The sequence below is a fragment of the Streptomyces stelliscabiei genome (assembly GCF_014873495.1).
GTDB classification, from domain to species: domain Bacteria; phylum Actinomycetota; class Actinomycetes; order Streptomycetales; family Streptomycetaceae; genus Streptomyces; species Streptomyces bottropensis.
On the sequence record NZ_JADBGF010000001.1, the window covers coordinates 5,690,529 to 5,704,196 of the forward strand.

The 13,668-nt window shown below is 71.4% G+C and carries 12 protein-coding genes; 6 read left to right on the forward strand and 6 right to left on the reverse strand.

All coding sequences use genetic code 11. The annotated features are described in order from the left end of the window. Positions 1-288 precede the first annotated feature (288 nt). Positions 289-789: an SgcJ/EcaC family oxidoreductase gene (locus tag H4687_RS25055; protein WP_046913254.1), complete on the forward strand. Its 501-nt coding sequence runs from the start codon at positions 289-291 to the stop codon at positions 787-789. Positions 790-831: 42 nt separating this feature from the next. Here H4687_RS25055 and H4687_RS25060 read toward each other — a convergent pair whose 3' ends face one another. Together H4687_RS25060 and H4687_RS25065 are read right to left on the reverse strand one after the other, a co-directional pair. Further along, positions 832-2,220, reverse strand: coding sequence for a HAMP domain-containing sensor histidine kinase (locus H4687_RS25060; RefSeq protein WP_046913253.1), 1,389 nt, complete (start codon positions 2,218-2,220; stop codon positions 832-834). Continuing rightward, complete coding sequence (locus tag H4687_RS25065) at positions 2,217-2,936, reverse strand: response regulator transcription factor (protein WP_179860060.1); 720 nt, start codon at positions 2,934-2,936, stop codon at positions 2,217-2,219. Before H4687_RS25065 ends, H4687_RS25060 begins: the two co-directional genes overlap by 4 nt. 365 nt (positions 2,937-3,301) lie before the next feature. On the opposite strand from H4687_RS25065, the gene H4687_RS25070 reads away from it, so the two are divergent. The 4 genes from H4687_RS25070 to H4687_RS25085 all read left to right on the forward strand — a co-directional run bounded on the left by H4687_RS25070 (position 3,302) and on the right by H4687_RS25085 (position 8,464). Beyond that, on the forward strand, positions 3,302-4,582 hold the full coding sequence (locus H4687_RS25070) for an aspartate kinase (RefSeq protein ID WP_005483785.1): 1,281 nt from the start codon (positions 3,302-3,304) through the stop codon (positions 4,580-4,582). A 31-nt stretch (positions 4,583-4,613) separates the two neighbouring features. Further along, on the forward strand, positions 4,614-5,681 hold the full coding sequence (locus tag H4687_RS25075; RefSeq protein WP_046913251.1) for an aspartate-semialdehyde dehydrogenase: 1,068 nt from the start codon (positions 4,614-4,616) through the stop codon (positions 5,679-5,681). Positions 5,682-6,134: 453 nt separating this feature from the next. Then, complete coding sequence (locus H4687_RS25080; RefSeq protein ID WP_078907053.1) at positions 6,135-6,812, forward strand: SigE family RNA polymerase sigma factor; 678 nt, start codon at positions 6,135-6,137, stop codon at positions 6,810-6,812. Between the two features lie 635 nt (positions 6,813-7,447). Beyond that, positions 7,448-8,464, forward strand: coding sequence for a hypothetical protein (locus tag H4687_RS25085; protein WP_046913250.1), 1,017 nt, complete (start codon positions 7,448-7,450; stop codon positions 8,462-8,464). A 151-nt stretch (positions 8,465-8,615) separates the two neighbouring features. Here H4687_RS25085 and H4687_RS25090 read toward each other — a convergent pair whose 3' ends face one another. After that, positions 8,616-9,443 (reverse strand): SURF1 family protein, encoded by an 828-nt coding sequence (locus tag H4687_RS25090; RefSeq protein WP_046913249.1) that lies wholly within the window; start codon positions 9,441-9,443, stop codon positions 8,616-8,618. A gap of 75 nt (positions 9,444-9,518) precedes the next feature. After that, positions 9,519-9,911, reverse strand: coding sequence for a nuclear transport factor 2 family protein (locus H4687_RS25095; protein WP_046913248.1), 393 nt, complete (start codon positions 9,909-9,911; stop codon positions 9,519-9,521). 131 nt (positions 9,912-10,042) lie between these two features. Between H4687_RS25095 and H4687_RS25100 the strand changes: the two genes are divergently transcribed. Continuing rightward, positions 10,043-11,872, forward strand: coding sequence for a S9 family peptidase (locus H4687_RS25100; protein ID WP_078907055.1), 1,830 nt, complete (start codon positions 10,043-10,045; stop codon positions 11,870-11,872). A gap of 55 nt (positions 11,873-11,927) precedes the next feature. Here the strand turns inward: H4687_RS25100 and H4687_RS25105 are convergent, their stop codons facing one another. After that, a complete protein-coding gene (locus H4687_RS25105) occupies positions 11,928-12,584 on the reverse strand; it encodes a sigma-70 family RNA polymerase sigma factor (RefSeq protein ID WP_225966815.1) in 657 nt (218 codons plus the stop codon). 283 nt (positions 12,585-12,867) lie between these two features. Continuing rightward, on the reverse strand, positions 12,868-13,617 hold the full coding sequence (locus tag H4687_RS25110; protein WP_046913245.1) for a hypothetical protein: 750 nt from the start codon (positions 13,615-13,617) through the stop codon (positions 12,868-12,870). Positions 13,618-13,668: the final 51 nt, after the last annotated feature.

A 13,668-nucleotide genomic window follows, 5' to 3' on the forward strand; every position in this document is an offset into this window, starting at 1 on the left:
GTTCCACGTACGGAGTTTGAGGCGTCGGCTCGTAGTGCCGACGCAGCGGATAGGTGTTGCCGTCACGACCGGCCCGGCGTCCCCACCGGTTGTTTTCACCAGCCTGCCCGCGGGCCGGCGCTCGCTCACCCGGTGACCGAACCGTCACCCTCCGTGCTTTGGGTGATCCCTGGCCGCCCCCTGTACGTCTCCTGCACGGCCCCTAACCGGCGTCACGCGAATCTGGAGTCACTTCCACCGCACACGAAGCGGAGGCAGTAACACCCCAACTTCGCACAGGAGATCGCGATGACCCGCAAGAACCGCATACGCGCCGCCATCGTCACCGCCACCGCTCTCGTCACCGCCGCCACGGTCACCGCCGGAGTCGGCATGGCCGGCGCGGAGGCCGCGCCGAAGAAGCCCTCCAAGAAGGAGATCGCGGCCCTCTTCGACGGCTGGAACAAGACGCTGCGGACGGGCGACTCCAAGAAGGTGGCGGACCGCTACGCGAAGGACGCGGTGCTCCTGCCGACCGTCTCCAACAAGATCCGCACCGACCGCGCCGGCATCGTCGACTACTTCAACCACTTCCTGGAGAACAAGCCGGTCGGCAAGAAGACCAAGACGATCATCAACGTCCTGGACGCCGACTCGGCCATCGACACCGGCTCGTACTACTTCATCCTCACCGACCCCAAGACCGGTGAGAAGCGGCGCGTCGACGCCCGCTACACCTACGAGTACGAGAAGCGCAACGGCGTGTGGAAGATCGTGAACCACCACTCGTCGATGATGCCCGAGGGCTGATCGGCAGCCATCCCCAGTCGTGGCTGGGCCATACCCCCCGGCTCAGCCACCCCCGTGTCGCGCCGCCCGCAGTGTGAGCGCGACGCACAACCCGCCCCCGGGTGAGTCCTTGAGGGCCACGGTCCCGTTGTCGTCGGTGACGAGTTGCTTGACGACGGCGAGACCGAGGCCCGAACCGCCCCTCCCGGTGAGGCCCTGACCGCGCCAGAAGCGGTCGAAGGCGCGGGACTTCTCGGCGTCCGACATACCGGGCCCCTCGTCCAGCACCGACAGCACCACCTCGTCGCCCCGGCTCTCCACCAGGACCGTGATGGTCGCACCGTCCGGCGAGACCTCCAGGGCGTTCGAAAGCACGTTGTCCAGGACCTGGTCCAGATGACCGGGACTGGCCAGCACAAGCGGCCGGCCGTCGGCACTCCCCCTGAGCGTGATGGTGACTCCGCGCTCGTCGGCGGCCGGTCTCCACACGTCGAGACGTTCCCGGATGACCTCCCGCAGGGACAGCGGTTCCGCCGCCGTCACCTTCGCCTCGGCCCGCGCCAGCACCAGCAGGCCGTTGACGAGGCGGCTCATCCGGACCACCTCGGCGGTGGCCTGCTCCACGTCCTCCCGGACGAACTCGTCGTCCGTGCCGTCCGCGATGTTGTCCAAGGACAGCCGCAACGCCGTGAGCGGGGTGCGGAGTTGATGGGAGGCGTCGGCGACGAAGATGCGCTGCGAGGCGATCAGCGTGTCCAGACGCTCGCCCGCCTGGTTCAGCGTTCGCGCCAGGGTCTGTGTCTCCTGGGGGCCCGTCACGGGGGAGCGGGCCGTCAGGTCCCCGTCGCTCATCTTGCTCGCCATCTCGTTGAGCTGGCGGAGAGGGGCGGTCAGTCGCCGGGCGGCGAAGACACCGATGATCGCGGCGGCCAGCAGGACCACGACGGCCAGCGCCGCCCGGAAACCCCAGATGGTCCAGAGGCGGTAGGTGAGGTGGTCGGTCGAGAACATGATCCGGACGGCCCCGACGACCTTCTCCGTGTCGGTCCTCCCGTCCGGCGAACGCTCGAAGGCGGGGGCCGTGACCACCAGGTTGTCGCCCCAGATGAAGTCGGAGCCCCAGTCGACCGTGCTCCGGCCGTGCTCCAGAGCCCTGGCCAGCGCCGCGTCCGCCGTCGGCTCCTCCAGCCTCTCCGGCGCACACCTGTCGGTCGCGGTGACCTCGACCTTCTCCTCGTCGGCCGGGTACGCCCCCGCCAGCTGCGCCAGGGCCTCGCAGGAGGCGGTGTCGCCCACGCCGAGCAGCCGGGCCATCGTCTCGGCCTCGCGCTGTACGGCTTCGCTGGCGTCGTCCCGCAGCTGATCCGTGAGTGTGAACGCCACCGGCACGGTGAACAGGGCGATCGCCACAGCCACCAGGAGCACGTAGCTGCGGATGAGCTGACGGATCATGACGTGCCGTCGCCCTCACGGGTACCGCCGGTCGGCGCGGTCTCCTCGTTCACCATCAGCCGGAACCCCACCCCCCGTACCGCCTCGATCGTGATCGCCCCGGCCAGCTTGCGCCGCAGCGCCGCCACGTGGACGTCGAGCGTCTTCGTCGGCCCGAACCAGTTCGCGTCCCAGACCGCCTCCATGATCTGCTCGCGCGACATCAGGGCGCCCGGCTCCTCGGTGAGGAAGGCCAGGAGGTCGTACTCCTTGGGGGCGAGCCCCACCTCCGTGCCGTCGAGGTGCACGCGCGCGGCCTTGCGGTCGACGGTGAGGCGGGGGCCGTAGCGGTCGGGGCCGGCGGCGGGCGCGTCGGCGGCGCGCGGCTGCACCCGGCGCATCACCGCCCTTATCCGGGCGATCACCTCGCGGACCCCGAACGGCTTGGAGACGTAGTCGTCGGCGCCCAGCTCCAGGCCGACCACGCGGTCCGTCTCGTCGCTGCGGGCGCTGATCACGATGATCGGCACCTGGCTGCGGTCCCGCAGGGCCTTGCACACGTCTAGGCCGTCGGTGTCGGGCAGACCGAGATCCAGGAGGACGACGTCGTACGGTTCGCCGTACGACAGCGCGGCCCCGCCCGTGTTGACCCACTCCACCTCGAAGCCGTACCGCAGGAGTCCTCGTCGCAGGGACTCGGCGACCGGCTCGTCGTCTTCCACCAGAAGTACGCGCACGGCCACGACCTTAGTGCTTGAAAGTTGCCGTTCCGTCGTCGCGGGGCCCCTCGGTGTGACTCCAGGCACTTTTCCCCGTCCGCGCCGACTGTTCGGTGCCGACCTGGGCAGAGACGTTCCCGGAGCGGCCGAAGGTCCGGGCGAGAAGCCGGGGTGAAACCGGTGGAAGGTCCGGAGAAAACCCAGGTGATCACAGGGTGAGCGGGACATCTCACCATGCGGTACCAGGGAAGGGATGTTCGGCCGCTCGTTAGACTGAGCCGACCGCCGCAGCACGTTCGACGACGCGGGAACGACGTAGGAACCGCGTACGAGTACGTGTGCATGTGCGGAAATTAGGGACTGAAACGGAGCGAGGAGCGCACGTGGGCCTTGTCGTGCAGAAGTACGGAGGCTCCTCCGTAGCCGATGCCGAGGGCATCAAGCGCGTCGCCAAGCGGATCGTGGAAGCGAAGAAGAACGGCCACCAGGTGGTCGTCGTCGTTTCCGCGATGGGCGACACGACGGACGAGCTGATCGATCTCGCCGAGCAGGTGTCACCCATGCCTGCCGGGCGTGAGTTCGACATGCTGCTGACCGCCGGAGAGCGTATCTCCATGGCGCTGCTGGCCATGGCGATCAAAAACCTGGGTCACGAGGCCCAGTCGTTCACCGGCAGCCAGGCGGGCGTCATCACCGACTCCGTCCACAACAAAGCCCGGATCATCGACGTCACGCCGGGGCGCATCCGGACCGCGCTGGACGAGGGCAACATCGCCATCGTCGCCGGGTTCCAGGGCGTCAGCGCGGACAAGAAGGACATCACCACCCTCGGCCGCGGCGGGTCGGACACGACCGCCGTCGCGCTGGCCGCCGCGCTGGAGGCCGAGGTCTGTGAGATCTACACCGACGTCGACGGCGTCTTCACCGCCGACCCGCGGGTCGTGAAGAAGGCGAAGAAGATCGACTGGATCTCCTCCGAGGACATGCTCGAACTGGCGGCGTCCGGTTCGAAGGTGCTGCTCCACCGCTGTGTCGAGTACGCCCGCCGCTACAACATCCCGATCCACGTCCGCTCGTCCTTCTCCGGACTGCCGGGCACCTGGGTCAGCAACGAGAAGCCAGAGTCGCAAGGGGACCACAAGGTGGAGCACGCCATCATCTCCGGAGTCGCCCACGACGTCTCCGAGGCCAAGGTCACGGTCGTCGGCGTCCCGGACAAGCCGGGCGAGGCCGCCGCGATCTTCCGCGCCATCGCGGACGCCGAGGTCAACATCGACATGGTCGTGCAGAACGTGTCCGCCGTGACGACCGGTCTGACGGACATCTCCTTCACCCTTCCCAAGACGGAGGGCCGCAAGGCCATCGACGCCCTGGAGAAGAACAAGGCGGGCATCGGCTTCGACTCGCTGCGCTACGACGACCAGATCGGCAAGATCTCCCTGGTCGGCGCGGGTATGAAGACCAACCCGGGCGTCACCGCCTCCTTCTTCGAGGCCCTCAGCGACGCCGGCGTGAACATCGAGCTGATCTCGACCTCCGAGATCCGTATCTCGGTCGTCACCCGCGCCGACGACGTCCCCGAGGCCGTGCGCGCCGTGCACACCGCCTTCGGACTCGACTCCGACAGCGACGAGGCCGTCGTCTACGGGGGTACCGGGCGCTGATGGCCCTCATCCACGGAGGCGGCGGTCGTTGATGGCTGTCGATGCCGGGCGCTCCGGCAGGCCGACGCTGGCGGTCGTGGGCGCGACCGGTGCCGTCGGCACCGTCATGCTCCAGATCCTGTCCCACCGGGCCGACATCTGGGGCGAGATCCGTCTGATCGCCTCCCCGCGCTCGGCCGGCCGCAAGCTGGCCGTGCGCGGGGAGCAGGTCGAGGTGGTGGCGCTGTCGGAAGAGGTTTTCGACGGGGTCGACGTCGCCCTGTTCGACGTACCCGACGAGGTCGCGGCGCACTGGGCGCCGATCGCCGCCGCCAAGGGCGCGGTCGTGGTGGACAACTCGGGCGCCTTCCGGATGGACCCGGAGGTGCCCCTCGTCGTCCCCGAGGTCAACGCGCACGCCGCCCGTGTCCGGCCGCGCGGGATCATCGCCAACCCCAACTGCACGACCCTCTCCATGATCGTGGCGCTCGGCGCGCTGCACGCCGAGTTCGGGCTGCGCGAGCTGGTGGCCTCCTCGTACCAGGCGGTCAGCGGCGCGGGACGGGCGGGCGTGCAGACGCTGCGGCAGCAGATCGCCCTGGTCGCCGGTACGGAACTGGGGACCGCCCCCGGTGACGTACGGCGGGCGGTGGGCGACGACACCGGGCCGTTCCCCGAGCCCGTGGCGCTGAACGTGGTGCCGTGGGCCGGGTCGTTGCGCGCGGACGGCTGGTCCTCGGAGGAGATGAAGGTCCGGGACGAGTCCCGCAAGATCCTCGGCCTGCCGAAGCTGCCGGTCGCCGTGACCTGTGTACGGGTGCCGGTCGTCACCGCGCACTCCCTCACCCTGCACGCCCGCTTCGAGAGCCAGGTCACGGTCGCCAAGGCCCGCGAGATCCTCGCCACGGCCCCCGGGGTCGTCCTCTACGACGATCCGGGCGCGGGGGAGTTCCCCACCCCCGCGGACGTGGTCGGCACCGACCCGACCTGGGTCGGGCGCGTACGCCGGGCCCTGGACGACCCGACGGCCCTGGAACTGTTCGTCTGCGGCGACAACCTGCGCAAGGGCTCCGCCCTGAACGCCGCGCAGATCGCGGAGCTGGTGGCGAAGGGCGCCTAGCCGGGCCCCCGGCCCTCACCTCCTCTCCCCCCCCCGGGCCCAGGGGCCGTTGTCGGCGGTGGCGTGTAAGTTCTTCGAGTCGGCGGTTCGGCGGACGGAGAATTTCCGGCCGTGCCGTCGTCGGTTTCCGGGTTGATTCAGGCCTCCCGGTGATCGAGGATTTTTTCTCCCCGTCCACCGCAACCGCGCGGCGGACGGGGAGCGTCTTTCACGGGCGCCCTTCGGCGGGGCTGGGCGCCGACACTCTGGCTTAGGGGAAGAGCTGGTACGCATGAGGGCGTTCGACGTGCTGTCCGGTGTTCGGCGGGCCGTACCGGCAGCTGAGCACAGCGTGCCGTCGGGCGCGTCTGCCGCACCGGCCCGCGCATGGGTCACGCGGACACGTGTGCGATCTGACGCAAAAGAGATGGCTGCCACGTACAACCCCGACGGGGGGTCGCGGGTCCAACTGACGTGGCAGAGGTACTCGAATTCACCGCGGCACAGACGAGGGGCACCGCCCTTCGTCCACCCCGCCGTCCCCGCTTGCCCGGTTCGGCCGGCGGCATGCCGGTGATCGCGCCGATGCCCGCGGCGCGGCCGACCCGCATACCCAACCAACGCGACGGCGCGGACGACACGTCGACGGTGCCGGCCTCCGGCACTACCGTCGACCATCTCACCGAGACCTACCGCGCCCACTACCGCTCGCTTCTCGGGCTCGCGGCGCTCCTCCTCGACGACACCGCCTCCTGCGAGGACGTGGTCCAGGAGGCCTTCATCCGCGTGCACTCGGCGCGCAAGCGTGTCCGCGAGCCGGAGAAGACGCTCGCCTATCTGCGCCAGACGGTCGTGAACCTCTCGCGCTCCGCCCTGCGCCGCCGCATCCTCGGTCTGAAGCTGCTGTCGAAGCCGATGCCCGACATGGCGAGCGCGGAGGAGGGCGCGTACGACCTGCTGGAGCGCGACTCCCTCATCAAGGCGATGAAGGGCCTGCAGCGCCGCCAGCGCGAGGTCCTCGTGCTGCGCTACTTCGCCGACATGACCGAGGCCCAGGTCGCCGAGACCCTCGGCATATCGCTCGGCTCGGTCAAGGCGTACGGCTCCCGGGGCATCGCGGCACTGCGCGTCGCCATGGAGGCGCCGGCATGAGCACGCACGGCAAGGGCGACGGACCCGACAGGCGCGACGGGCCGGACGGCCGCGACGGACGGGACGAACTCGGCGCCCGCAGGCGCGCCTCGTGGGGGCGCCGGGACGACGACGAACGCGCCGCGGAGCGCGGGGAGGCACCCGCGCGAGAGCGCGGGGAAGCACGCGCTGAGCGCGGGCAGGACGGGCGCGTCGGGGGGCGCGGGCTCGAAGAGCACGAAGAAACGCAATCGCACGCTGGGAACGGAACTGTGAATCACGGCCCCGAAGAACAAGGCCCCCACCCCAAGGGCCGGCATCTCGAAGGCCGCGCTCCGGACGACCCGCCGGTGGTGGACTCGGCCGGGGCCTCGCGGGATGAGGATGCGCGGTCCGAGGGCCGGGCCGCGGATGACCAGCCTTCGGATGACCGGCCTTCGGAAGAGCAGCCCTCGGAAGAGCAGCCTTCGGACGGCTCCCGTTCGGGGAGTACTCCAGGGAGTACGTCGGAGAGTACGAAGGACTCGGGCGCGGACCTCTCGGCCGACGGTTCCGCCCGCGCGGCCGAGCCGGGGGCCGACGACTCGCTCCTGAGCGCCCTGCGGTGGGGCGGCCTCGGCTCCGGCGGCTCGGGGCCAGACGGCCCGGAGCCGAAGGTGACCGGCGGATTCGAGCCGGACGACGAGCTGGTGCTGCGCAATCTGCTGCAGCAGGCGGTGTCGGAGATCGAGCCCAGGGACGGCACGCTGGAGCATCTGCGGCGGGCGGTACCGGCGAGGCGGGCGCGCAAGCGGCAGGCCGTCGTCGGCATGGCGGCCGCCGCGCTCTTCATCGGCACGGCGATCCCCGCCCTGATCCACGTCTCCAACTCGCCCGGCTCCAACCTCGACACCACCATCACCGGCAACGGCTCGCACACGCAGGGCAGCGACGGCGACACCAAGGGGCAGACCGGCGGACAGAATGCCTCGGGCGGCACCTCCGGCGGCTCCAAGGACTCCGGCAAGGGCAGCGGCAAGGGCAAGGACGACAAGGGCAAGGGCGAAGCCAACGGCACCGTGGGCGGCGCCCAGCCGTCGCCCACGAGCGCTGCCTCGTCCTTGTGCACGTCGGCCCAGCTCGGCGGTGGCGGCAGCGTGGGCGCACCGGACTCCAGCGGCGCCGTCTACGGCTCGTTCCGCGTGTCCAACGTCTCCGGCACGAGCTGTACGGTCACCGGTTCGGGCAGTGTGGGTGCCGCCCCGCAGGGCGCCGCGGACTCCTCGAAGATCACCGTGGCGACCCATGTCACCGGGGACGCGGCGACCGGACTGCCCGACCCGTCGCTGTCCCTGACGCAGCTGACGCTGGCGCCGGGCACGGCGTACGAGGTGCGGTTCGCCTGGGTGCCTTCGGAGCCCTGCCCCACCAGCAGTGGCGGTACGACCGACGGCGGCGGCACCGGTGGCCCGGATCCGTCACCGGACCCGACGCCCACGGGGGAGGCGACCCCGGGCACCACCACCGACGGCACCAACTCCGTCTCCACGCAGCTCCTCACCGAGGACGGCACCATCGACGGCAGCGTCGTCGTCTCGCACACCACCGCGGGCGGTATCGCCACCTTCACGACGGGCGTCGGCAACGCCTGCGCGGGCGTGCTCTACTACACGGGCCTGCTGGCGGGCGCCTGACCTGACCGTACGGCCACCGGAGGAGCACCGCCGCCGAACCGCGCGGTGCTCGCCGGGGACGGCGGTGCGGTGGTCCCGTGGTCCGATGCGTGGCGGTACGCCGGTTCCAGCGGTACGCCGGTCCCGCTCGGCCGGTCTTGCACGGCCGGTCCTACTTGGCCGGTTCGGCTTCCCGCGTGAGGGCTTCGTCCGCGCGGGCCTCGTCCGGGTCGTCCCCGGTCGTCTCGACGAGGCCCAGCTCCGCGTCCCGGATGAACTCGACCTCGCGGCGGACCAGCCGGAACCACATGAAGACGACGAAGCCGGCGAAGACGAACCACTCGCCGGTGTAGCCGAGGTTCTGGAAGGCCTTGAGGTCGAGCCCGGTGTCCTGCGGGGCGGTCGCGGGCACGGCCTTCATGCCCGCGTCGGCCTTGTCGAGCGTGATCCAGGCGTCGTACAGGTCGTCCGGCACGAGGTTGACCAGCGCCGCCGCGCTGATCGCCGAGGTCTGCCCGGCCGGGAGCCCGCCCTGGACGGGTACGCCGTTCGACCCCGGGGTCTCGGACGCCTGCAGCGAACCGGTGACGGTGACCTCGCCGGAGGGCGCGGCCGGGGCGCGGCCGGCCTTCGCGGCGCCGGGCAGCCAGCCCCGTACGACGGGCAGCGCCTTGCCGCCGTCGGTGCGCAGCAGCGTCAGCACGTAGAAGCCGTTCCGGCCGTCCAGTTCACGGTTCGGCACGAGAAGCTGCTTGCCGTACCGTCCGGTGACGGTGGCCAGTGCGCCCGAGGTCTCCTTGTCCACCGGCAGCAGTTCCGCCAGCGGGCGTGCCGGGGCCCGGTCCGCCGGGTCGATCCGCTCGGTGGCCGCGCGATGGTCCTGCATCCGGTCCTCGAAGCGGCTCAGCTGCCACGACCCCATGAACACACAGAAGGGGATGGCGAGCAGCACGAAGACGTTGATCCCCCACCATCGGGGCGTCAGCAGAAACCGGTACACGCCTTCCACCGTACGGTGCCCGCGCCGGTCGCCGGGCTGCGGGGTCGGCCCCCGCGGCCCGCGGTGTCGCCCGCCTCAGTACCGCTCGACGAGGTGCTCACGCCCGGCCGGCGGCTCGTACGGCTCGGGCCAGAAGTCGGTGACGGCCGCTATCCGGCCCTCACCGTCCCCCGTGAAGAAGGAGATCGCGTACATCTCCTCCAGCCCGACCGTGACGTGCGTCCAGCTGACGACCTGCCCCGGTTCCGCGACGATCCGCTCGATCCGCGCGTGCCAGTCGCCCGGATACTCCCGGTTGAACTCCACGTACCGATCCCTGCCGCGTATCCGCTCCCGCGTCTGCGGCAGCTCGTACACGACGTCCTCGGCCAGCGTCTCGGCGAACGCGGTCCAGTCCCGGCCCTCGGCGGTGGCCCAGAAGCGCTCGACGGCCCGGCGCAGACCGGTGTCTGTGGTCGTTGAAGTCATGGGGCGAGTCTGCACCCGACCACTGACAACCGGCCCGGCCGAACCCCTCCCGAGGCGGTCGCGATGCGAAGTTATCCACAGGCTGGGGGCCTCGGCGGCACATTGTCGTGCGGGCGGGGCAATATGGGGCCATGACTGAGAGCAACGGGGCCACCCCGCAGCAGCAGAGCGGATCCATGCCCGACTGGGAGAAGCGGTTCCGGGCGCCGAGGGTGTCCCTGCCCGACTGGGCGGAGGACGCGCCGCACCGCTCGCTGTTCGTCTCCAACGCCACGGGCACGTACGAGTTGTACGCGTGGGACCGCGCCACCGACGAGCAGCGCCAGGTCACGAACCGGGCCAACGGCACGACGGACGGCGTGCTCTCGCCCGACGGCGAGTGGATCTGGTGGTTCGACGACAAGGACGGCGACGAGTTCGGCGTCTGGCGCCGTCAGCCGTTCCACGGCGGCCCGGACGAGGAGGGCGCCCCGGGCCTGGATCCGTCGTACCCGGCGGGCCTGGCCCTCGGCCGCGACGGCCGCACGGCGATCGTCGGCCGCTCCACCGACGAGGACGGTTCCACGATCCATCTGTCTCGGCAGGGCGAGGCCCCCGTCGAGATCTACCGCCACCGCGAGTCGGCCGGCGTCGGAGACCTCTCGCACGACGGCTCGCTGATCGCGATCGAGCACACCGAGCACGGCGACGCGATGCACTCGGCGCTGCGCGTGGTCCGCCCGGACGGCACGATGGTCGCCGAGCTGGACGACACCAAGGGCGGCACGATCGAACTGGGCCTGGAGGTGCTGGGCTTCGCCCCCGTGGTCGGTGACACCCGGCTGCTCATCGGCCACCAGCGGGGCGGCCGTTGGGAACCCCTCGTGTGGGACGTGTCCTCGGGCGAGGAGACCGACCTCGGCCTCTCCGGACGGCTGGAGGGCGACCTGAGCGCCGAGTGGTACCCGGACGGCTCCGCCCTGCTCGTCGCCCACAGCTTCGAGGCCCGCAGCGAGCTGTTCCGCTACGACCTGGCCTCCCGTGCCCTGGAGCGCGTGGACACGCCGCGCGGCACCGTCTCCGGGGCCTCGGCCCGCCCCGACGGCAGCGTCGAGTACCTGTGGTCCTCCGCCGCCGAGCCGCCGGTCGTCCGCTCCACCACGGGCGAGGTCGTCCTCGACCCGCCGGGGCTGAAGTCCCCCGGCTCGGTGCCGGTGGAGGACGTCTGGGTGGACACACCCGGCGGCCGCGTCCACGCCCTGGTCCAGCGCCCGGCCGGGGCCGACGGCCCGTATCCGACCGTCTTCGACATCCACGGCGGCCCGACCTGGCACGACAGCGACGCCTTCGCGGCGGGACCTGCCGCCTGGCTGGATCACGGATACGCGGTCATCCGTATCAACTACCGGGGCTCCACCGGGTACGGCCGTGCCTGGACCGACGCCCTCAAGCACCGGGTCGGCCTCATCGAACTGGAGGACATCGCGGCGGTCCGCGAGTGGGCGGTGACCTCCGGTTTCGCCGACCCGGAGCGGCTCGTCCTCACCGGCGGCTCCTGGGGCGGCTACCTCACCCTCCTCGGCCTCGGCACCGAGCCGGACGCCTGGACCCTCGGCATCGCCGCCGTCCCCGTCGCGGACTACGTCACCGCGTACCACGACGAGATGGAGGCGCTCAAGGCCATGGACCGCACCCTCCTGGGCGGTACGCCCGAGGAGGTCCCCGAGCGCTTCGAGGCCTCGTCACCCCTGACGTACGTCGACGCGGTGAAGGCCCCCGTCTACATCTCCGCGGGTGTCAACGACCCCCGCTGCCCCATCCGCCAGATCGACAACTACGTCGACCGGCTGGCCGGCCGGGGCGCCGTCCACGAGGTGTACCGCTACGACGCCGGCCACGGCTCCCTGGTCGTCGACGAACGCATCAAACAGATCCGCCTGGAACTGGAATTCGCCGAACGCCACCTGGGGGCGCGCACCTGACGGCCCCGGCACCTCGGCCCCCCCGCGCCCCCGAAGGGCGCGGGGCCACGGCCCCTCACGCGGCCGCCAACACCTCCTCCTTCTCCTCCTGATGGACCTCCTCAGCGGCCGCCAGCAACGCCACGAGCGTGGCCCGGGCCCGGGCCACCCGTGAGCGCACCGTGCCGATGGGGCATCCCGTCAGGCCGGCCGCGTCCTCGTAGGACAGTCCCAGCATCTGGGTGAGGACGAACGCCTCCCGCCGCTCCTCGGGCAGCGCGCCCAGCAGATCGGTGAGCGCCACGCCGTCGTCGAAGCCGGGCAGTCCGCGCGGCTGGGCGTGCTCGACGGCGAGGCGCCAGTCCGGTACGTCGGACAGCCGGGGCCGGGCCGCCGCGTGCCGGAAGCTGTCGGTCACCGCCCGCCGGGCGATGGACAGCAGCCACGTACGGGCGGAGCAGCGCCCCTCGAACCGGTGCAGGCTGCCGAGCGCCCGCAGGAAGGTGTCCTGGGCGAGGTCGTCCACCGCCTGAGGGTCGGCGCAGAGGTGGGCGACGAACCGCTGGACGTCACGGTGCAGCGCGCCCACGAACCGCTCGACGGCCTCCGGGTCCCCACCACGGGCGGCCAGCGCCCAGGCGGTTATGGACTCGTCGGTCGTGGACCGGGAGGCCTGCGGGACCGACGCGGGCAGGGGAGTAAGGGTGATCACCTGGTGTCCTTCTCGGGTCATCCGGGATCCGGACCACCGACACGGGCAGGGGCACGGGGGCGCACACGGTGAGACAGCCGTACACGCGGTCGCCGAGGCAGCCGTTCCGTTCGAGAGGAGCGGGTGACGGTCGGAGAGCGTGTGGGAGAGCGTGTCGGGGAGCGTGTGTGCGCGTACGTGGGCACGCGTCCGGCGGTCCGGTGAGGAAGGGGGGCGGCCGTACGGCACGCGCGGAGGCGGGCGGTGTACGGCCGAAGCCCGAAGCGTGAGCCGTGTGTCGGCCGCCTCGGGGCACCGGCTGTCGTCAGATGACAGCGGTCCCGGCGGGTGGACCCCGAGAGGTGATCGCGTGGACGAGAAGGAGGCGGCGCGGCGAACGGTCCGCACGGCCGCGGCGCACCCGTGGGCGAGGCCGCTCCGCGGCGAGGGGCAGCGCGAGCGACAGGCGCAGGGGTGCGGCCAGCCAGCCGGCCACGGTCCGCAGCAGCCCGAAGGCCGCGCGTTCGCCGTACGCCAGCCACAGCCCGCACAGCAGTGCCGCGAGCAGGTGCGCGGCGAGCATGCCGGACGAGGACGCGTACAGGGACGCGAGCGAGGACATGAGCGAGGAGGAGGACGCGGACGAGCCGTCCAGGAGGTACCCGGTGTGGTCCACATGACCCAGGTGACCGGCCGTACCCATGGGGACCGTGTGAGTCAGGTGGGCGGAACCCATGTCCATGAGGTCCGCCGAGCCCGTGGAGCCCATCCCGCTCATCGAACTCATCGCGTCCGTGCGGCCGTCGACGGCCGTCGTGGTGGACGACTGTGCCTGTTCGAAGCCCCAGTGGAGGGCTGTCTGGGCGGCGACCACGACGGACGTGATCAGGGGGAGTCCGCGCTCACGTCCGGCCAGGCACCAGCCGACGGCCCCGGTCAGGACCGCCCCGGCGGCCATCGCCCACCAGGGGACATGGCTGCCGGACATCAGCACGTGGCCGAGGGCGGCGAGCAGCACACAGACGGCCGCGAACATCGCGGCGCGTGTCGTGCGCGAACCCCACCCTGCGGTCATGGCGCCCCATCCTCGCATCCGGACACCGCCGTCACCCCGTCCCTCTTGAGT